The following is a 20,237-nucleotide window of genomic DNA, read 5'->3' as shown; positions in this document are numbered from 1 at the left end:
ATGAGAGCGATTTAAGCGGATTTTTCTAATCTTAAAGCTTGATAGTTTGATTAAAAACTACAGAGCTTCCATAGCTTTTTCATAGCCAAATTCTGCGGATTTTTGCAAGAATTTTTTAGCCTTCTCCTTTTTCTTTTTGGTGCCAAGCCCCTCTTGATAAGCGATCCCAATTCTATAAAGGATTTCCCCCATTTGTTGCTTGAGTAAAATAATATTGCTTGAAATTTCAGCAACATCATAAGGAACTATTGGTTCATTCTTAATGCCTGAGACAAACTCCACCATGTTTGCAAATTGCTTTTCAAATTTTATAGGATTCGCGTTCAAACTTGAAAGATCAATGAAACGCGCTCCAATAAGCATGCCAGTCATTTCCGTAAGATCTGGTAATCTAAAATTGTTATGAAAATTTATGCCTTTATTAGAAAATACGCGAAGCACTTGCCTGTAAGTATTGAGCGCTTGTTTCAAATCCTTTTTCATCCCTAAGCCTTCTGCTTGCATGCGTCCTAAAATAAGAGCGCCCCCCAATAACCCGCTCCCATACCCTTTGATAGCGTTTTTTGCATAGAGTTGCACTTTTTTGTAATCCGCTTTCACGCCCTTTCCTTCCAAATACATTTTGGCTAAATAAACACTGCCAAGCCCAATGCCGTATTCTTGTGCCCATCTAAAAAATTGGAAAGCTTGCTTGTATTGGCCGTAATTAAGATTGTTTAACCCAAATTTACAAAAATTTGTCTTAAATTCCTTTGCGTATTGATCCCAAACACAAGTTATCCTGCAATCATCTGAATCTGCATGAAGCGAAAACGGCAACAATAAACACAATAAAAGCAATAAAGGCTTTAAAAAAGAGAAAGTGGTGCGATAAAAATCTTTAAACATGTCAGATCCTTTTAAATAACATGACCAAAAGAGCTAAATTCAAAAATGTCAAACAAAAGAGCAATCTCAATCGATCTATCTTAAACGCTTCATTTATCAAATCATCTTTTTTTAAATTACAAACAATAGCATAATGGCAACATGGAGATGGTTTTATATTTTTTGCTATAATAACATGGATTTGTTTCATAGTAACAAATTGAGAATATACCATCTATGGAGGTAACACTATGGCTGATACAATCAATACAACTGAAGCAACCCATGAAACAAAAAAGCCAAACGCTTTTGTAAATTTTTTCAAAAACAATTTGGCTGACAAGCGTTATGATTCATTAGGTCTCATTGGAGCAGGGGTTTTATGTTGTGTCTTGAGCGGTGCTATTGGGATTGTTGGGATAATCTTTGTCGCAATAGGAATCTTTTTGTCTTTTTCTAATATCAACTTAGTGAAATTAGTTGAAAAATTGTTCAAAAAGCAATCTAAAGTGGTAACGACTGTCAATAACGAAACCCAAAAATCTCAAGCAACAAGCGTTACCAACGAACCAACTGAAGCTAAAGAGACTAAAGATTGAGGCAAAACAACGATTTTGACTGAAGAAAGAGTAAGAGAAAATTTCAAAAATTTAGGTGTTCTAGTGGTTTATTGTTCACTGCATGGCCCACACAAGCGACCTATAAATTCTTTTTTTAGATTTAAGAATGGTTATTTGCAATATGAGTCTAGCTACGAGTTGGTGGGGTTGATCAAATCCATTGGCAAGGCTTTAAAAATAGAAACCAACTGAAAAAAAGGAAACTAATGTTTGGAAAACTAGCAACCGCTGTATCGCTCATAGGCTTACTAACCTCTAACACTCTTTATGCTAAAGAAATAAGTGAAGCCGATAAGGTCATTAAGGCCACTAAAGAAACTAAAGAGACCAAGAAAGAAGCTAAACGACTCAAAAAAGAAGCTAAACAGCGCCAACAGATCCCTGATCATAAGAAACCTCAATATGCCTCTGTTGATGACACAAAAACTCAAGCGCTTTTTGATATATACGACACCTTGAATGTGAATGATAAAAGCTTTGGGGATTGGTTTGGTAATAGCGCTTTGAAAGACAAAACCTATCTCTACGCTATGGATCTATTGGATTACAACAACTATTTATCCATAGAAAACCCCATTATCAAAACAAGAGCGATGGGGACTTATGCGGATCTCATCATCATCACAGGTTCGTTAGAACAGGTCAATGGGTATTACAACATTCTCAAAGCGCTCAACAAACGAAACGCTAAGTTTGTCCTAAAAATCAATGACAACCTGCCTTACGCCCAAGCGACTTTTTTGAGAGTGCCAAAAAGAAGCGATCCCAATGCCCACACGCTTGATAAGGGAGCGTCAATTGATGAGAATAAGCTTTTTGAACAACAAAAACGCGCGTATTTCAACTACGCCAACGATGTGATCTGCAGACCCAATGATGAAGTGTGTTCGCCCCTAAGAGATGAAATGGTAGCTATGCCCACTAGCGATAGCGCTACTCAAAAACCCAATATCATTGCTCCTTATAGCTTGTATAGACTAAAAGAGACAAATAACGCCAATGAGGCTCAACCATCACCTTATGCCACTCAAACCGCTCCTGAAAACAGCAAAGAGAAGCTCATAGAAGAGCTAATCGCTAACTCCCAACTCATAGCCAATGAAGAAGAGAGGGAAAAGAAACTCTTAGCAGAAAAAGAAAAACAAGAGGCTGAATTGGCTAAATACAAGCTCAAAGACTTAGAAAATCAAAAGAAACTAAAAGCTTTGGAAGCAGAGTTGAAAAAGAAAAATGCTAAGAAACCTAGAGTAGTGGAAGTGCCTATTTCTCCTAGAACAAGTAATCCTGATGAAACAATGAGAGTTGTCAAGGAAAAAGAAAACTATAATGGATTGCTAGTGGATAAAGAAACCACGATCAAACGAAGCTATCAAGGGACTTTGATCAGTGAAAATTCTTACAGCAAAAAAACACCCATCAACCCTAATGACTTGAGAAGCTTAGAAGAAGAAATTAAGAGCTACTATATTAAGTCTAATGGCTTGTGTTATGCTAATGGCATTAGTCTCTATGTGAAAATCAAAAACGACCCTTATAAAGAGGGAATGTTGTGTGGTTATGAGAGCGTTCAAAATCTGCTCTCACCTCTAAAGGACAAGCTCAAGTATGACAAGCAAAAGTTACAAAAAGCGTTACTGAAAGATTTAAAGTAAGTTAAAGTTTTGTTTGAGAAATGGATTGGTCTGACTTTACTTCTTAATTCCTTAGCCTATCCATGCCAAAAAGTAACCATTAGTTTCAAGCAGTATGAAAATCTTATCCATATTCACCAAAAAGGCTGCGACAATGAAGTGGTGTGCAGAACGCTCATCTCTATCGCCTTATTGGAAAGTTCTTTAGGGTTGAACAACAAGCGCGAAATTTCCCTAAAAGACACTTCCTATTCCATGTTTCACATCACTTTGAACACCGCTAAAAAATTCTACCCCACCTATTCTAAAACGCTTCTCAAATACAAATTGCTCAATGATGTGGATTTTGCGATTTCGTTGGCTAAAAGAATTTTGAAAGAAAATTTTGATTACTACAAACAAAAACACCCTAATAAAAGCGTGTATCAAATAGTAGAAATGGCAGTAGGCGCTTACAATGGGGGAATGAAACACAACCCTAATGGCGCTTACGTGAAGAGATTTCGTTGCATTTATTCTCAGGTGCGATATAACGGGTAGAGCATGCTAATTTTACAAGCAATCTTGATGATGCACTTCTACTAGAATTTATAATAATATCATTTACATCATTATCTTTTAATTTTCTTTTTGTTAAGATATTTTGTCTTAATCACAGTTCGCTTGAACCCACAGGCACTAAAGACTTGTCATAGCTCAATTCGCCTCTAGTTTTAGCGGCTTGCAAATCATTATAGAAAGTTGCTTGATTAGGCACTTTCCCCAATTTGTATTTCTTGCTCAAGCTTGGACTCACCTTAATGAGTTCATCGGTGAAAAAAGGATCGTCATAGTAGAGCGCCTTGTGGCATTTGATGGGTTTGAGCGTGTTTTCTAGAATGATAAGCTCATCGCCCATGGTCATCAATTCATCAGGGGTCATCAAAAACCGCTCTTTGTTGCTGATAGAAGTGTTGGTCTTACCGGTATTATCATCAATGCTTCGGCTCACGTCTTGCCTTGTGTATTTCCCCAACACCTTAGAAAGTTTTTCAAAATGTTCATAGTAGTTATCGTTGTTGATCCCATAATACATATTTAAAGAAAGGTTGTCTAAAATAGTCTTAGCGCCATTCCTACCATAACCAAGTGGGGGGTCATTCTCTAGTTGTGCCTTACTTTGAAACACAAAGGCAGGGCGCATGTTGTATTCTGCCATGATCCCTACCGCTTTCACAAAGGTTTCTAAATAGCCACAGAGCGTGAACTCATCCATAAGCATCAAACAACTTCTTTTGCATTGTGGATCATGGATTGGCAGAATAAGGTTGCTATAAATCATCACATTGAAGAACAGCTCTAATATCGGCCCAACAATAGTGCTTTCTTTAGGGTTAGCGATCACGCCAATACTCACTTCATCAATCCTCAAACGCCTGAAATCAAAATCATTAGCGCTCGTGAAATTCCTAATCATGGCGTTATTGTAAGGTGCAAACGCTGAAGTATAGACCCCTTGAACAGAGCTATAAGTTTCTTTAGCGCCACCCATTGTTTTGAAGTTGTTCCACATGTTTCTAGTAGCAGGACTAAGCACTCTTAGATTGTCGCCACTCTTATCTTCTTCACCTCCAAAAAATTCCATCAGAGACACAACTTTTTCCATGTTTGTGTTTTCATCAATCAAGTTGATACCGCTCGCCATAGAACCGATGAAAAACATCGTGGGGGTTTCAGGCATGATGATTTTTTTTCTTTTGACAAACTCAAGCCCCTTTTTAGTCCACATGAGATCCCTATAAATATTGCAATTAATGACAAAAAGATTTCGCGCCTGATTGCTAAAAAAAGGATCTTTTTCATTAGGTCTTTCAGGGAACACCAACTTAGCCAATCCAAAGATTTGAGTGGAAAAATCCCCCCCACTAGCCACCATCCCATGACCTTTTAGGCGCGTGTCAATTTGAGAGAGTATGTCTTCAGTCAAAACCACATCATTACCAAAATCCACATAAGCGAAAGGATTAAATCGGTGTGTTTTTAAGGAGAAAGGTTCATAGATATACACTTTTTGGTTGAAGCGTTTTTCTCTGATTTTTCCGCAAGTTTCCATAGTGTCAGCCTTAGGGTCAAACACAACGATATTTTGAGGGTAATTGATCATATTGGGCATGATGAAACCCACACCCTTACCGCTTCTGGTAGGAGCAATCAAGCCAATGAACGCCTGTCCTGCGTAAGCGATAAAATCCCCTAAACCACGCCTGCCTACAATAACCTCTCGTTTGTCAAAGGCGCGTTTTTTATTATTGGGTGTGATAAGTTTAGCTTTGATCATTTTTTCTTCGCTCTCCCAACTCGCGCTACCAAAGAGATCATCAACTTTTTTATTCGCTCCTATGTCTCTAGTCCGAGTTAAGTATTTTAAGAACCACACAAAAAAGGTAATGAATATATAAGAGCATAAAATAGAACTATATACGACTAAGGATATATTGAACCCATAAATCTTGAGTGAACTAAAACAAAGCGCCTTAAAATAGTATGCAGGAAAATCTTGTATCGCATAGATCCATATATCAAAAAGATCATCATCACTCTCAGGCAATTTATTGTCATCATAAAAATTACCTAAGAGAATCAAGAAAAATAACCCTGATGTGATAAAAGAATAGGATAGTAATAGTATAGCTTGTAACCAAAAGCCAAAGGTTTTAACTCTTTCTTTCAGCCCCTCTATAATGATTTCTTTAAAGTTTTTTTTCTTTTGAGGTTGGTTAGCTTTATCTTTAAAAGCCTTTTTTTGAGCTTTTATGAATTTGTAGAGAAAAAATAACGCTATTAACCCTATGAAACTAAAAATAACAACCAGCTTATAATTCTCTATGAAATATAAGGTGTTATATAAAAAGTCTTCCATTGTGCCTACTACCTATGTTTGATATAAAATTCATCACACTGTTTGTGGTGGTTGATATGGACAATCATATCAATTAAATCTCTAAAGCCCTCAATGAGGCTTTCAAACTTGATATTCCTTGCTGCGTTATTAGATGAACTCATGTTGGCTAAACGAATAAACGCTTCTTCACTGCTCCCTGCATGTAGAGTGGTTAGCGTGCCTTTATGACCGCTACAAAGCACGTTATAAAAATCATATGCCTCACTGCTTCTGAGTTCTCCTAAAATGATTCTATCAGGTCGCATTCTCAAACATGACTTTAAACAATCAGCAGAGGTGATATTCCCACCAAAAAAAAGCTGTGTGTAGTTCTTGTGGTGTTTGAATACAATCTCTTCGGTGTCTTCAATGGATATGATCCTTTCTTCTTTAGGGATAAACTCCATGATGCTTTTGATATAAGTCGTCTTACCGCTTCCTGTGCCACCACAAACAATCACATTCTTACCGATAGCAATACCATCTTTAATCGCGCTGATCGCTTGTTCTTTGTTATCTAGTAGATTATAAAAACCCTGTTCTTCAAAGAAGCTATGAGGATAGGTTGTTTTGCTAGGTATCCTTATGGATATGGAAATGGTTTCATCATTAACTGTAACAGGGGAAAGGACAATTTGCACCCTTTCACCATTCGCTAAATTGCTGCTCAAAATAGGATTTTCATAGTTGTCTATTGTTTTTTTCTTAAAACTTGCACAACACCGAGCAAAATGCATTAAACGAGATAGACTAAAGGCTTTCTTGTCTCTCACATCAAATGGTTGCCATTCGCCATTATTTTTTAAAACCCATACAACTTTGTTCCCATTGTAACAAATCTCAGTGATATTTTCCATTTTTAAAAAATCACCAAAAAGTTCTTCAGTAGCATGCCTTAAAGGATTTAATGCCGCTTCTTTTAAAGCTCTTTCTACTTCTAGAAATTTTTTATCTTCTGCACTCAATCTGTCTTCAGTCATGTTCTTATTCCAAATTTAATTTTAATTGGGTTATCAATTTAGCTCTTTCTAAAGAAGTGAGATAAGTCTTATTTTTGCTCAAAATAATATATTTAGTCCCTATATCTTGGACAATCTCATTGAGCTTCCTTCCAAAATCATCTATCCCTAGAATCTGAAACGCCACGCCCATCATATTGCCATCTATAAATGGCGGTAAATACTCTCTTGGCAGATAAGAAGCCACTAGGTCTGAAATTTTTGCCACTTCATCACACATAAAATTATTGAAGTTGTCAGAAATTTCTACAACAAACTCCCCAAGCGTTAGTTCATTTTTGATCGTGCTTTCTGCAAAAGTCTTTTCTTGTTTGCAACGATTGTAACTGGCTAACACAAGGTTGTTCAAATAGTTGTAATAAGCATCAAAACTAATAAAATTCTTTTGCATATTGATTCTTAACTCTTGAACTCTTCTCAAAAAATCTTGCGGATCGTTGCTATCTTTTAAAGAAGTGGCGTAATTTTGAATAAACTTATCCCTTACTTCATTTGCATTTCCCATAAGAGATCTGTTGCTGTCTAAGATTTTTTGTCTTTCTGCTTCATTGAAACCGAGTTCCATTGCTGTTTCCTTTCATTGTTTTTGCTTGGTTTTTTCCGCCACTACATCCTCTAGAAGAGCCTGTTGTTGGTTTTGTCTTTTATTTTGTAAAAAACCAAGTTTGGTAACATAGATATATTTTATCCTTTCTTTTGAATTAATTGCCACCTTTGGGGCTTGTGGTGATTTCTTCATGCTCTCTAGACAAAGTTTTAGTGCTTTGTTTGATAATTTCATCTACCACAGATTTGTTGGTAATTTTAACATCATATACGCCACTAAAATCAATATCGTCCATTGTGAGAATTTTAATACTATCGCCCTCATTTTTGTAAAAACTTGGGGGGATATTCATCAGTTGCCCTAGAATTTGATTAGACATCTGAGCTGAACTTTGCATACTACCATTGATAGCTTGACCCAAAGCGTAATTAAATTCAGGTGTCCTTTCACTTCTACCTTTGCCAAGGCCTATGAGTTTATCTAGAGCTATGATAGGCGCAGTTTGCAAGAAGCTATTAACCACGCTTGCTATCACAGCAAAACCTATGCGCTTCATAAAGTGATTATTCACATAGCCATCTACCCCTGCTTCACCCAGCATGCCTGCTGCTTGAGCGTTTGCTAGAGGTATTATCACACCATCAGGCGTAATGGCTTTAGTAAAGACTATCATTAAGCGTGTCATAATGGGTGTGCCACCTTTCACGCTTTGATAATTCCCATACACCTTAGTGCCTTTGTCTAATAAGATCATAGTGCCGTTCATGTTCCATACATCTTTGGCCACAACCCCACTCACTATACCTGTGAGAGTGGCATCTACTTTAGAAGTCAGAGTGATTTCAATAGGGGTGTATTGCGCTAAAACAAATGTGGGATCACTCTTGCCTATAAAGGCCTGTTTGACAGGGCTTGTTTCATCTTGTTTTTCTGTTTTCTTTTTGTCATCAATGGGATTACCATTTTCATCTACAAATTCCCCATTCTTTTCTTTTTTGTTCTTAAGAGCGATTTCACTGATATTTTTGGCAGTTTCTGCGACATCTTTGTCTATCTTATTGCTTTCTACTCTAGCTTCTGCTGTGGATTTTTTACTTTTTTCTTTATCGTCATCTTTTTTATTGCCACCTAAAGCCTTAGCTAATTTAGCTTCTAAATTCTTATCCTTAATGGTTTTTTCTGTTTCGTATTGCTTAGTAATGTCAGGCTCTATGGAAGCATAAATAGGATTATCGCTAGCTATTTTGTCCGCATCAACATTGGTGGCGTTAATAGTGGCAATATCGCCGCCATTTTTGAAATCCATTGGCAACAATGGATAACCTTTAGCCGCCATGTTATCAAAGGTTTTGCGGTTTCTTAGATCGCTATAAATCAGATCCACTTCATCAGCTTGTCGTTTAATTCCTAGAATTAGCGCTCTTTCACTATCGCTCAAGCCTTCTAAACATTGCTCTATGGCTTCTTGATCAGTAGGGTCATCTAAGTTATCCAAGCACTCGCTTGCTTGATGCAATCTTTCTGTTTTACTCAATTGATTTTGTTTGCTTTGTGTCCTTTTATTTTGGATTTCTTGGATCAAATCGCTATAAAGGTTTTGACATTTCCTTTTTTCTTCATCGCTCCTAGCCGTTTTCAAACAATCCAAGACAGCCTTTTCTCTAGCTTCTTGCAGGTATTTGAGCTTCTCTTCATCGCTCAAACCATCCAAACACTTCATAATAGCTGCTCTGTCGTTAGGATCGGCGTTTTTCAAGCAATCTTTGATCGCTTTATCTTTTTGTTGGAGCTCTTTCGCTAAAAATTTTCTCGCTTCAGGGGTGAGCAATTTCTCGCATTCTTGTTTCTCTTTTTCATTCCTAGCTCTTGAAACGCAGTCCAAATAAGCCTTAACGCTCTTCTTAACTTCTTGCTCTAAGAGTTTTCTCGCTTCAGGGGTGAGCAATTTCTCACAAGCTTTTCTTTCTTCTTCATTTCTAGCTTGAGAGAGGCAGTCTTTATAAGCTTTAAGACTCTCTTTAGCTAAAACATTTTTCTGTAAGTCTTTAGGGATATTTTTAAGACATGCTTTTCTTTCTTCTTCATTTCTAGCTTTTTCCAAACAACTTAGTGCTTGCTTCGCTAAAAATTTTCTCGCTTCAGGGGTGAGCAATTTCTCGCATTCTTGTTTCTCTTTTTCATTCCTAGCTCTTGAAACGCAGTCCAAATAAGCCTTAACGCTCTTCTTAACTTCTTGCTCTAAAAGTTTTCTCGCTTCAGGCGTGAGTAATTTCTCACAAGCTTTTCTTTCTTCTTCATTTCTAGCTTGAGATACGCAGTCTTTATAAGCTTTAAGACTCTCTTTAGCTTCTTCTAAAAGTTTTTTCGCTTCAGGGGTGAGCAATTTCTCGCATTCTTGTTTCTCTTTTTCATTCCTAGCTCTTGAAACGCAGTCCAAATAAGCCTTAACGCTCTCTTTAGCTAAAACCTTTTTCTGCAAGTCTTTAGGGAGATCTTTGACACACCTTTTTTTCTCAGCTTCGGTTTTAGCGTTTTTCAAACAATCTAGCGCTTGTTGCTCTAAAAGCTTTCTCGCTTCAGGCGTGAGTAATTTCTCGCATTCTTTTTTCTCAGCTTCAGTTTTGGCTTGAGATACGCAATCCAAATAAGCCTTAACGCTCTTCTTAACTTCTTGCTCTAAGAGTTTTCTCGCTTCAGGGGTGAGCAATTTCTCACAAGCTTTTCTTTCTTCTTCATTTCTAGCTTGAGAGAGGCAGTCTTTATAAGCTTTAAGACTCTCTTTGGCTTCTTCTAAAAGTTTTTTCGCTTCAGGGGTGAGCAATTTCTCGCATTCTTTTTTCTCAGCTTCAGTTTTGGCTTGAGATACGCAATCCAAATAAACCTTAAGACTCTCTTTGGCTAAAACCTTTTTCTGCAAGTCTTTAGGGAGATCTTTGACACACCTTTTTTTCTCAGCTTCGGTTTTAGCGTTTTTCAAACAATCTAGCGCTTGTTGCTCTAAGAGTTTTTTCGCTTCAGGGGTGAGCAATTTCTCGCATTCTTGTTTCTCTTTTTCATTCCTAGCTCTTGAAACGCAGTCTTTATAAGCTTTAAGACTCTCTTTGGCTTCTTCTAAAAGTTTTTTCGCTTCAGGGGTGAGCAATTTCTCGCATTCTTTTTTCTCAGCTTCAGTTTTGGCTTGAGATACGCAATCCAAATAAACCTTAAGACTCTCTTTGGCTAAAACCTTTTTCTGCAAGTCTTTAGGGAGATCTTTGACACACCTTTTTTTCTCAGCTTCGGTTTTAGCGTTTTTCAAACAATCTAGCGCTTGTTGCTCTAAAAGCTTTTTCGCTTCAGGCGTGAGTAATTTCTCGCATTCTTGTTTCTCTTTTTCATTCCTAGCTCTTGAAACGCAGTCCAAATAAGCCTTAACGCTTTTTTTAGCTTCTTCTAACTTTTTTTTCGCTTCAGGCGTGAGTAATTTCTCGCATTCTTTTTTCTCAGCTTCAGTTTTGGCTTGAGATACGCAATCCAAATAAGCTTTAACGCTCTCTTTGGCTTCTTCTTCTAAAAGTTTTTTCGCTTCAGGCGTGAGTAATTTCTCACAAGATTTTCTTTCTTCTTCATTTCTAGCTTGAGATACGCAGTCTTTATAAGCTTTAAGACTCTCTTTAGCTAAAATATCGCTTTGTAAGTCTTTAGGGAGATCTTTCAAACACTTTTTTCGTTCTTCATCGGTTTTAGCGTTTTTCAAACAATCTAGAACCTGTTGTTCTAACTTTTTTTTCGCTTCAGGGGTAAGCAATTTCTCACAAGCTTTTCTTTCTTCTTCATTTCTAGCTTTTGATACGCAATCCTTGTAAGCCTTGACGCTCATATCAGCCAGTAGTTCTTTTTGCAAGTCTTGGGGAATATTTTTCAAGCACTCGTTTCGTTCTTCATCGGTTTTAGCGTTTTTCAAACAATCTAGTGCTTGCTGTTTCAATCTTTCTATAGCTTCCTTAGACAAGCCTTTCAAGCATTCGTTTTTCTCAGCTTCTGTTTTGGCGTTTTTGATACAATCCTTATACTCTTGAAGCTCTTTTTGAAGCTCTAATTCCTTACGGAATTTCTCTCTAATCTCAGGGTCATTTATGAGTTTTAGGCACTCGTTTCGTTCTTCATCGGTTTTAGCGTTTTTCAAACAATCTAGCGCCACTTGAACTTTTTGTTGGTTCAGTAAGCTTTTTTTCAGGTTTTCATCTTTGATTAAATCTAAACACTTGATCCTTTCTTCTTCAGTTTTGGCATTTTTGATGCAGTCATTATAAGCCTCTAAAGTCTTTTTCATTTGATCTTGAAGTTTTTTGTCTTTGATAAGCTTCAAACATTCTTCATAGTTTCCACCATTACTAATACATTCATAAAAGGCCTTCAATGGGTTTTTGTCCTCAATTTCTGCAATATTCAAATAGTTGTATAAGGTTCTATTGGGATCGTCATTGAAGAAAAGATTCTTATCGATCATATTGCCTTTTTCATTCCGTTCTTTCAGCAATCGGTTATACTCTTGCCTTATTTGGATTTCATCATTGACATAAAGATTCCTGTCTTTGCTAAAACGAGAGCTTTTATCTTCCAAAGGTATGAAATAGTGAAAAATGCTTCTAGAAAATAAAATAATCACGATAAGAACAGCGACTACAATGCCACCAATAATGTATTTCTTTTTGCTTCCTTTGATAATCTCTTGATCGTTAGAATCGTTAGTTATTTCTTCTGACTTTTCTCCATCAAAATTGGTTTTAGTTTCTGTGGAGTTGTCAAGATGATGATCTGAGTTTTCTTTGGATTCTTTTGAAGAATCTTCAAAGTGATTGGCTTTTATTGTTTCTTCATTGGATAAATCTTGGGGTGAATGTTGTTGGGTTTTTTTAGAAGTTTCATCATCAATTAAGTCCATTTGAGTTTCTTCTTGATACCCATTATTTTCTTGATCGTATTCTTCGTTTGGTTCTTGGATTTCTTCATCTAAATTCTTTTGCTGAGTGAAAGGTCTTTTATTGTCAACTAATTTTCTGGCTTTTTTGAATAACTTGTCTGCTAGATTGCTAGATTCTGAAGTTTCATTACCTCCAGAATCCATTTGAGTTTGGGTTTCTTCTGACTTTTCTCCATCAAAATTGGTTTTAGTTTCTGTGGAGTTGTCAAGATGATGATCTGAGCTTTTTTTGGATTCTTTTGAAGAATCTTCAAAGTGATTGGCTTTTATTGTTTCTTCATTGGATAAATCTTGGGGTGAATGTTGTTGGGTTTTTTTAGAAGTTTCATCATCAATTAAATCCATTTGAATTTCTTCTTGATACCCATTATTTTCTTGATCGTCTTCTTCGTTCGGTTCTTGGATTTCTTCATCTAAATTCTTTTGCTGAGTGAAAGGTTTTTTATTATCAACTAATTTTCTGGCTTTTTTGAATAACTTGTCTGCTAGATTGCTAGATTCTGAAGTTTCATTACCTCCAGAATCCATTTGAGTTTGGGTTTCTTCTGACTTTTCTCCATCAAAATTGGTTTTAGTTTCTGTGGAGTTGTCAAGATGATGATCTGAGCTTTTTTTGGATTCTTTTGAAGAATCTTCAAAGTGATTGGCTTTTATTGTTTCTTCATTGGATAAATCTTGGGGTGAATGTTGTTGGGTTTTTTTAGAAGTTTCAAGTTTATCGTTTTCTTCATTCATGTCTTAACGCCTTTTTATTTATCTCTGACAAGAGGGAGCTTTTTAATCACGCGCTCCAATTCACCATAGTTTTTGATATTGTAATTTTTTGTCAATGGATTTTTCCCATAGCCTTTATTTATTACTGTTACAAGGGCTTTGTCTTTAATGAGCTTAAACTTTTCTGCAATTTCATTAACTCTATACCATCTCAATCCTGAATTGGTCATGTTAGGATCAATAGCAGCATCAGTCATGCTTAATTTCCCATCAGGCTGAACCACAAAAATAGCAGGTTGGAGGGTGATGTTTTTGAAACCAAAATAAGTGAATGTGCCATCATCAAAAATTTCAGAGGGCATAATATGTTTAGAGCGTTTTTCAGGCGCTTGGTAGTAATTGTAGTTTCTAGGCACAGGGTTTCTTTTTAATGCATTATGCACATATTGAGTCTCTAGTGCCTTTGCTTGATCTAAGATAATTTTTTGTTTTTCTTCTCTTATTTTTTCTTTGTTGATAATCTGTTCATTGCTCGCCATCATTACTCTATTGATGTAGGCTGTGGTGTTAAGATTTTCTTGCTTAATCAATTCTCTCTGCCTCTTTGCTTCTTCTCTCTTTTTTAGCTCCCCTTCAATAACGCTAGAGACTTCGTGTCTTTGTGGGTATTCTAATTTGACTGTTAGATACGCCGAAGCAAAATTGTCTTTTTGAGCTATTCTCAAAATGAATTGATACAAGGCCTTATTGGTCCGCACAACAAGATTAGTTCTCCAAGCGCTATCGCTAGGAGATAATTCTATGGAGTTATCCTCAGGGCTTTTTTGAGGCTTATCTGTCTTAATATTGATTTTATCCTTGGCTCTTTGTTTTATTGTCTCTTCAGCTTGTTTTTTGTTGAGTTCTTCAATTTGTTTGAGCGCATTAGCTTGAGCCTGTTCTTGCATGTCCTCTAGTCGTTCCATTTGGTCTAATTCATTTTCTCGTTGTTGCTTGATAAATTCGCTAAGATTTTTGTTATTGCTCAAATTTTGTGGGTTACTCATAGCGTTAGTGAGATTTTCTAAATTGGCTCTATTTTTTGCACGCTCTTCCTTTCTTTTTTCTCTTTTATCTTTTTGCGCTTTTTGCGCCTGTTCTTTAGCTTCTTTTTCTTTTTCTAGAGCTTTTTTTTGTTCTTCTAATTCTTTAGGGTCAGGTGCATCTACGATAAGTTTTTTTGTTTTTAAAAATTCTTGGTAATCTCTTGTCATTAGGGCAAAATTCACTGCTTCTTTTTCAAACATGAGATTACTTTTTACCGATTTAGGTTGAATGAATATATGATTAGAATTAGGCACAATACTCCAACCTTTATTGAAACCTGTTGTGATGTAAGAAATAGTTTCATCTTTTTCAAGTTGGATCACAGTAACATTGTCTAATGAAGTCCAAATCGTAATAGGTTTTTCATCTCCTAAATAAGCAATCTTCTTATTCACCACTTTCACCCTACCACGATTAAAATTTTTAATTTCAGGTGTTGCTGCTTCTATTACGCTAGATAAAAATAAATAACCAAGACAGAAACAGCCAATAATTTTTTTAAAAAATGCCTGCTCCATCAACAATTCCTCTTAAAAAATATTTGCAATTGTAACATAAGAATAAAGTAGCTTATCTTTTAAACATAGATCCACCAACTTTTCCCACCATTAAGGCATCTCTTTCTCTATCCATTCTGCTACCATCCATAGAGACAGAACTGAAAATGGTATTAACGATCGCATTGACACTCTCAATAATCGTCTCTATGAAACCTTTTAAAATAAATAAAGTGATCAAACTCGCAAGAGTCGAATCGATACCCAGTCCCCCTTGATTGATGTTTTGTATAGCAGCAGAGGGCGTTATGGTCAAATTGAATGCCAATAATGCCAAAACACCAAAGAGCAAAATAGGAATAGCTAGAACCAAGATAAACAAATTATTAATAAACCATATCAATATGTTTTTCATAGAATCTTTGAACCAATCTAGCACGATCAAACATACCGCAATAGGGAACACAATACCGCTAAAAGCCCCCGCTATCAAAGGTTTCACAACAACAGTGCTTATTCTCATAATGACAGTTACTTGCATAAAAATAGCGAATAAAGAAATACCTGCAACTTGCAAGCCTTGTAATAAACTAGGAGCGTTGTTGCCAACATTAGAAAAAACAGCTCTTACCGCAGGTAAAATTGAATTAACAGTGTAATTCAGCACTAAATCTAAAGCCCAAAAAAGAGTTTGATTCAGCCCAAAAGCGCCTGCTAAACCAAAATAAATGGAATAAGAGATTTTATAAAGATAACCAAAACCTGCATAGGCGATAAAAGAGACCATCGCCATTTTGAATAATGTCCCCCCAACAAATCGCATGTATTCAAAACCTATGTTAATCTGAATGTTATTTGAAATATCTCTCAATTTCATAAAAGAAATAAAAACAAAAATCCCAAAAACAATATAAATTAGGTAAGAAACAAAATCAAGATATGACCCTTGCCCTATGATAATATCAGGCAGATTGACTACACCATATGCAGGAAGAACAGCAACGTCCGCTCCTTTGACAATAGATTCTAGTGCGGCAAAAGCAAGCATGGCTGTAGTGTTGTTTTGCAGTTTATTTGCAGTGAATTCTTTGCCAATCAGCCAAATTAAACCATCAGCTGTAATATTCGTAGAAACTTGAGCGGTTATTGAGCCAATTATTTGTAAAAGAACATTGCCTTTCACATTGTCCTCAACACCGCCTTTGGTAAAATTCCGAATCTTGTTGCTCAAATTGTCTAGCATGCTATCCATGGATACATCTATGTTTTTATTTATCAATGCGTTCCAACCAAAATTGCAACCACCTGATGGGGTTAGAGCAAAACCTTGTATAGCTGTAGCAACACTTGCCCACGCCGATCCCCATAAAGGACCTAAAGTATTCAAATATTTCACTAGATTGCTAGCGGCTAAACTTGTAGCTAATGGTGCACTAAGCGCTTCGATCACACCCTGCCCTGAACTCTTTCCACTCCCTGATGCACCAATAGATGTATAACCTGTCAAAATATCTGCAAAACTTTTGTTGGTTAAAACATAACTCGGTATCAGCATGCAATAAACTGTTTGGTAAATTTTGAGATTTGAAACAATGGGCAAATCAATAGCTTTCAACCAATTAGGAACAATGAGAAAAAAACTTATGATCGTTATTAAAAAAGTCCTTTTGATATTAAACATGCTCTTATTTCTTTAATGCCTTATTTTTTGATTCCACTTCTTTAATCTTTCTCAAAATTTCGCTTACCGTCTGTTCGTTTTGTAAATCTGTGATTTGAATGTCAAACACTTTGAAGCCAAAAGGATTGATGATAAGATTTTCTTGAGAAGAGTTACCACTGGCAAAATCATAATAAATAGTTACTTCTTTTTTAGTAATATATTCATAATTTTCCATTGTATCAGGTGTGATTTTAATGGTAATGAAAAATGTTAATCTCGTTAAGGGACTATTTTTGACTTTTTCTCTTCGTATGTTGGAGCTAATGATAGCTTCTGCTCGGACTTTATCTACAAATTGTCTGATATTTTCATTGAACATTCTCATTGCTTGGGTTTGGAAACTCACATCGCAATACTGCATTAGTTGATCCTTGCGATCCCTCAAAGAATTTTTGCTATAACCAAACAGCAATGAAACAAATTTTGAAGTTGCACTATCCACAACAGCTTCAGAATTGACAATTTGCCTAGCATCGGAGCGTTTGACAATTTTAAATTCTCCTGTATATCGATCAATGCCATAAACAAATATATCTGTTTTCTTCAAAGGCATCATCATCACAATACTCGTTACAGTAGCGATATTGAGTGCCATAGAGAGATAAAAAGCCCTTTTGAAAGTCCTATTGGCTTTATTGAGTTTTGCCAATCTATCAAGGGCTATCACACCCCCAACTAAATTTTCATCAATCAAGACTTCCTCGTTTTTTTTCCCTAACATGCGACAGCTCTATTGTTTAGTTATTGGTTTGTTGGTTGTAAAACTTGAGAAATTTTTTCATTAAGAACCCCTTAAAATACACTAATTTGTAGTATAGCAAAATTTCTGTAAAAATATGTATTTAATTTAAGGTAAGAGCAATGAGTAAGCAGCCGTAACTCAGTAATGAAATTTTAGAAGCGCCTAATTCAAAGAGATAAGACAATCACAACTCAGAGAGAGAATGGTATAATAACAAAACAATTTCTCAATTTAATTCTTGAAAGGAGTTTCATGAACGATACAACAGAGCACCATGGATCCAATTCGCTAAACGCTCCATCACCTAGCAACTCACAGAGCAATGATCTTTTAAATTTGCTAGACTCGTTATATCCTAAAGGGAGTTTAGGGGAGCAAAGATTTCACGAAGCTCTAAAGAATCAAGAAGAGTTGAAAAATATCCTAATAGAAATAGAAAAGCTACCGCAAGAAAAAAGGTATGAACTTCTGATGCAGATAGGACAAGCCAAACAGAGAATAATGGAAGCATACGCTCATTCATTCTTGGGATATATAGGTGGACTAGAGCATCTGTTAGGACTATGTATGGGTGGGATATTTGTTTTGTTTGCAATCTATTTTGTATTTTTAAGAACTAGCAAAAACACGGATCTGGTGGAAAGTTTAAAAACAAAACTAAAACTTCAGTATTTTTACTATGCCTTTGGTGTAGGTGCGGTTTTGTTTTTTGGATTAGAAACAATTAGATCTATTTATGAACTATATATATTAGGAATTGGTAGCACTAACGATAAGGTGCTTTTTGTTTTGAAAAATATTTGCTTCATAGGTATGGGCTATTTGATCTATAAAGTTATTAAGGTCATTGGTATAAAAAATTTTATCTATGGTCTTTTCACTTCAAAGAAACAAGAGTAATAAGGAGAAACAACAATGAAACTGAGAGCAAGTGTTTTAATCGGTGCGACAATTCTGTGCTTAACTTTAAGCGCGTGCAGTAATTATGCGAAAAAAGTGGTGAAACAAAAGAACCATGTTTATACGCCTGTGTATAATGAACTGATAGAGAAGTATAGTGAGATACCCTTAAATGACAAACTCAAAGACACACCATTCATGGTGCAAGTGAAGTTGCCAAATTACAAGGACTATTTGTTGGATAATAAACAAGTTGTGTTAACTTTCAAACTTGTTCATCATTCTAAAAAGATTACGCTCATAGGCGATGCCAATAAGATACTTCAATACAAGAATTACTTCCAAGCTAATGGAGCGAGATCCGATATTGATTTTTACTTGCAGCCTACTTTGAATCAAAAGGGTGTGGTGATGATAGCGAGTAACTATAATGATAATCCTAACAACAAAGAACAACCACAGACCTTTGATGTGTTGCAAGGAAGTCAGCCAATGCTAGGAGCTAACACAAAAAACTTGCATGGCTATGATGTGAGTGGAGCAAACAACAAGCAAGTGATCAATGAAGTGGCAAGAGAAAAAGCTCAGCTAGAAAAAATCAATCAGTATTACAAAATGCTCTTACAAGACAAGGAACAAGAATATACCACTAGAAAAAATAACCAACGAGAAATTTTAGAAACATTGAGTAATCGTGCAGGTTATCAAATGAGACAGAATGTGATTAGTTCTGAGATTTTTAAGAATGGCAACTTGAACATGCAAACCAAAGAAGAAGAAGTTAGGGAGAAGCTACAAGAAGAAAGAGAGAATGAATACTTGCGCAATCAAATCAGAAGTTTGCTCAGTGGTAAGTGATTGGAAGAAAGGGAGAGAGTGCTTTTTTCTAAGGGTAGAGAGCAACGCCAATAGGCGTTAGCCTTACTTGATAGGTAGGGCGATCAAGTAGGTAATCTTTTTAAAGCACTCACCATTTTTTAATTCTATCTCTGCCTGAGACAAATATTTTTCAAACTTTGTTAGTTACACCGAGATTTTTTGTTCGTTTTCCACATCAAGCATTTTGCACTCCTTTTTCTTTCATGTATTTTTCAAGATCAAATTTCATCAGCAAATCCCTAACATAGTCGTTATATTGTTCAATGGTTTTTAGATTAGCATAGAAATTCACTTCTTCATCTGTCATCACAAACAATTTCAATAGTGGGAGCTTAGTGCCATACAATTCTATTTGCGAGTCCATTTCTCTAATACTCATCTTGAACATGATGGGCTTACTGAAGAAAGGCAGAAATATTCCAAGAATTGATCGATCAAATTTAGAGAATAAGAAATTAGGATTCTTTGCAATCGCGCACAACAGCTCCATAGTCTCACTCTCAAGCAATCGATAAACCTTTTTAAACTTATCAACACCAATGCTTTTGATAACAGCGCGATAATCTTTCATGTAATTTCTTAGAACCTTATCTAACGCTCCCTTGTTCGTATGTATCTGTTTGAAAAAATCATGCATGGTTTTTATTTGATCTATGATTTTCTTTTTTTCATCAGTGTTTAAAAGTTCGTTCTCCTGCAAACTCTCAATAAGTTTTTCTTTCTTATCTTTTGAGTCAGCAATCATTGAGAAGAGTTTTCGCATGTTATTACTCATATCGCTCTTGATCCCTTCAATGGATTTTGTTTCTCTTCAGATTGTTTAAATCGTAAAGTTTTATATTAAAATTATACAATATCTGTTGTGTGAAAATTTCAGAGCAGTCATAATTCAAAGAGCAAGAAACTATTTTTTAACCATAAAATATTGTTTCAATCACTCTTATATCTATTTTTCAAAACCTACAAAAAACGCTTTCACAAATAGTTCTAAAAACCGATTTAAAAAAGTTTTAATGCTATAAAAAAGCAAGATAAGTCGTAAAAATGCGTTACAACTAAAATAAAGGGTCAAGATAACTCAATTTTCAAAAAGGAGTCTTAAGTTACCACTATCACGATGTTAAACAAG

Annotated in this window: 15 protein-coding genes; 6 read left to right on the top strand and 9 right to left on the bottom strand. The window is 35.8% G+C overall.

Annotated elements, in window-relative coordinates:
• Nucleotides 1-57: 57 nt before the first annotated feature.
• Nucleotides 58-888, bottom strand: coding sequence for an SEL1-like repeat protein (locus HPSH112_RS04345; protein WP_000471654.1), 831 nt, complete (start codon nucleotides 886-888; stop codon nucleotides 58-60).
• 230 nt (nucleotides 889-1,118) lie between these two features.
• Here HPSH112_RS04345 and cag1 point away from each other — a divergent pair, with 230 nt between their 5' ends.
• Genes cag1 through cag4 form a run of 4 tightly spaced genes read left to right on the top strand, consistent with a single transcriptional unit; the run spans nucleotide 1,119 to nucleotide 3,658 of the window.
• Nucleotides 1,119-1,466, top strand: coding sequence for a cag pathogenicity island protein Cag1 (gene cag1, locus HPSH112_RS04340; RefSeq protein ID WP_000785738.1), 348 nt, complete (start codon nucleotides 1,119-1,121; stop codon nucleotides 1,464-1,466).
• Between the two features lie 15 nt (nucleotides 1,467-1,481).
• Nucleotides 1,482-1,679 (top strand): hypothetical protein, encoded by a 198-nt coding sequence (locus HPSH112_RS08950; protein WP_014662251.1) that lies wholly within the window; start codon nucleotides 1,482-1,484, stop codon nucleotides 1,677-1,679.
• Between the two features lie 14 nt (nucleotides 1,680-1,693).
• Nucleotides 1,694-3,139 (top strand): type IV secretion system outer membrane cap subunit Cag3, encoded by a 1,446-nt coding sequence (cag3, locus tag HPSH112_RS04330; protein ID WP_000467129.1) that lies wholly within the window; start codon nucleotides 1,694-1,696, stop codon nucleotides 3,137-3,139.
• Between the two features lie 9 nt (nucleotides 3,140-3,148).
• Nucleotides 3,149-3,658 (top strand): transglycosylase SLT domain-containing protein, encoded by a 510-nt coding sequence (cag4, locus tag HPSH112_RS04325; protein ID WP_000462184.1) that lies wholly within the window; start codon nucleotides 3,149-3,151, stop codon nucleotides 3,656-3,658.
• A 112-nt stretch (nucleotides 3,659-3,770) separates the two neighbouring features.
• Here the strand turns inward: cag4 and cag5 are convergent, their stop codons facing one another.
• The 7 genes from cag5 to cagV form a co-directional block, all read right to left on the bottom strand.
• Nucleotides 3,771-6,017, bottom strand: a complete 2,247-nt coding sequence (gene cag5, locus HPSH112_RS04320; protein ID WP_000389375.1) for a VirD4 family type IV secretion system ATPase Cag5 — start codon at nucleotides 6,015-6,017, stop codon at nucleotides 3,771-3,773.
• Nucleotides 6,018-6,025: 8 nt separating this feature from the next.
• On the bottom strand, nucleotides 6,026-7,018 hold the full coding sequence (gene virB11 / locus HPSH112_RS04315) for a cag pathogenicity island type IV secretion system ATPase VirB11 (RefSeq protein WP_000133872.1): 993 nt from the start codon (nucleotides 7,016-7,018) through the stop codon (nucleotides 6,026-6,028).
• A 4-nt stretch (nucleotides 7,019-7,022) separates the two neighbouring features.
• Entirely contained in the window at nucleotides 7,023-7,622 is a 600-nt protein-coding gene (gene cagZ / locus HPSH112_RS04310; protein WP_000418800.1) for a cag pathogenicity island translocation protein CagZ, read from the bottom strand.
• A 136-nt stretch (nucleotides 7,623-7,758) separates the two neighbouring features.
• A complete protein-coding gene (locus tag HPSH112_RS04305; RefSeq protein ID WP_001001481.1) occupies nucleotides 7,759-13,302 on the bottom strand; it encodes a CagY family CD-EC repeat-containing protein in 5,544 nt (1,847 codons plus the stop codon).
• A gap of 14 nt (nucleotides 13,303-13,316) precedes the next feature.
• Entirely contained in the window at nucleotides 13,317-14,885 is a 1,569-nt protein-coding gene (gene cagX / locus HPSH112_RS04300; RefSeq protein ID WP_000433953.1) for a type IV secretion system apparatus protein CagX, read from the bottom strand.
• A 52-nt stretch (nucleotides 14,886-14,937) separates the two neighbouring features.
• Nucleotides 14,938-16,545: a cag pathogenicity island VirB6 family T4SS protein CagW gene (gene cagW, locus HPSH112_RS04295; RefSeq protein ID WP_000481889.1), complete on the bottom strand. Its 1,608-nt coding sequence runs from the start codon at nucleotides 16,543-16,545 to the stop codon at nucleotides 14,938-14,940.
• Between the two features lie 4 nt (nucleotides 16,546-16,549).
• Entirely contained in the window at nucleotides 16,550-17,308 is a 759-nt protein-coding gene (gene cagV, locus HPSH112_RS04290; RefSeq protein ID WP_000900772.1) for a cag pathogenicity island type IV secretion system protein CagV, read from the bottom strand.
• Nucleotides 17,309-17,581: 273 nt separating this feature from the next.
• On the opposite strand from cagV, the gene cagU reads away from it, so the two are divergent.
• On the top strand, nucleotides 17,582-18,229 hold the full coding sequence (gene cagU / locus HPSH112_RS04285) for a cag pathogenicity island translocation protein CagU (protein WP_001000464.1): 648 nt from the start codon (nucleotides 17,582-17,584) through the stop codon (nucleotides 18,227-18,229).
• Between the two features lie 15 nt (nucleotides 18,230-18,244).
• Nucleotides 18,245-19,087, top strand: a complete 843-nt coding sequence (cagT, locus tag HPSH112_RS04280; RefSeq protein WP_000776469.1) for a type IV secretion system apparatus protein CagT — start codon at nucleotides 18,245-18,247, stop codon at nucleotides 19,085-19,087.
• Nucleotides 19,088-19,283: 196 nt separating this feature from the next.
• Here the strand turns inward: cagT and cagS are convergent, their stop codons facing one another.
• A complete protein-coding gene (gene cagS, locus HPSH112_RS04275) occupies nucleotides 19,284-19,883 on the bottom strand; it encodes a cag pathogenicity island protein CagS (RefSeq protein ID WP_000069564.1) in 600 nt (199 codons plus the stop codon).
• Nucleotides 19,884-20,237: the final 354 nt, after the last annotated feature.

Source organism: Helicobacter pylori Shi112 (assembly GCF_000277405.1).
In the GTDB taxonomy this organism is placed as follows: domain Bacteria; phylum Campylobacterota; class Campylobacteria; order Campylobacterales; family Helicobacteraceae; genus Helicobacter; species Helicobacter pylori_C.
The sequence above is the reverse complement of the archived record's forward strand: the minus strand, read 5'-3'. Positions and strand labels throughout refer to the sequence as shown.